The following is a 1,063-nucleotide window of genomic DNA, read 5'->3' on the forward strand; positions in this document are numbered from 1 at the left end:
CATGGTGGCTGTTTCGTTGGCGGAGATCGTTCGGGCGCCGAAGGTGCTGCTGCATGACCATCTGGATGGTGGTTTGCGGCCGGCGACGGTGGTGGAGTTGGCGGACGAGGTGGGTCATGTGTTGCCGGTGACGGATCCGTCGGAGTTGGGTCGGTGGTTCGTCTCGGCGGCGGATTCGGGGTCGTTGGAGCGGTATCTGGAGACGTTTGCGCACACGGTGGCGGTGATGCAGACGGAGGCGGGGTTGTTCCGGGTGGCGGCGGAGTGTGCGGTGGATCTGGCGGCGGACGGGGTGGTGTACGCGGAGGTGCGGTTCGCGCCGGAGCAGCATCTGTCGCGGGGGTTGGGGTTGGGCCAGGTGGTGGAGGCGGTGCTGGCGGGGTTCGCGGCGGGGTGTGCGGAGGCGGCGGAGGCGGGTCGGGTGATCCGGGTGGGGACATTGTTGACGGCGATGCGGCATGCGGCGCGGTCGCAGGAGATCGCGGAGCTGGCGGTGCGGTACCGGGATGTGGGGGTGGTGGGGTTCGATATCGCGGGCGCGGAGGCGGGTTTTCCACCGACGCGGCATTTGGACGCGTTCGAGTTTTTGCAGCGGGAGAATTTCCATTTCACGATTCATGCGGGTGAGGCGTTCGGGTTGCCGTCGATCTGGCAGGCGATTCAGTGGTGTGGTGCGGATCGGTTGGGGCATGGGGTGCGGATTGTGGATGACATCGAGGTGGGTGGGGGTGGGGTGCGGTTGGGGCGGTTGGCGTCGTATGTGCGGGACAAGCGGATTCCGTTGGAGTTGTGTCCGTCGTCGAATGTGCAGACGGGTGCGGTGGGTTCGATTGGTGAGCATCCGGTGGGGTTGTTGCGTGATCTGCGGTTCCGGGTGACGGTGAACACGGACAACCGGTTGATGAGTGGGACGTCGATGTCGCGGGAGATGTGGTTGTTGGTGGAGGCGTTCGGGTGGGGGTGGTCGGAGTTGCGGTGGTTGACGGTGAACGCGATGAAGAGTGCGTTCATCCCGTTCGACGAGCGGCTGGCGGTCATCGACGACGTCATCAAGCCCGCGTAC

The 1,063-nt window shown here is 65.6% G+C and carries 1 protein-coding gene; it reads left to right on the top strand.

Annotated elements, in window-relative coordinates; translation table 11 throughout:
- Nucleotide 1: 1 nt before the first annotated feature.
- Nucleotides 2-1,063 (top strand): adenosine deaminase (locus ACFHW1_RS28755; RefSeq protein ID WP_416569578.1); only part of this gene is annotated, 1,062 nt, incomplete at its 3' end.

The organism is Micromonospora sp. LOL_014 (assembly GCF_048060245.1).
In the GTDB taxonomy this organism is placed as follows: Bacteria; Actinomycetota; Actinomycetes; order Mycobacteriales; family Micromonosporaceae; genus Micromonospora_E.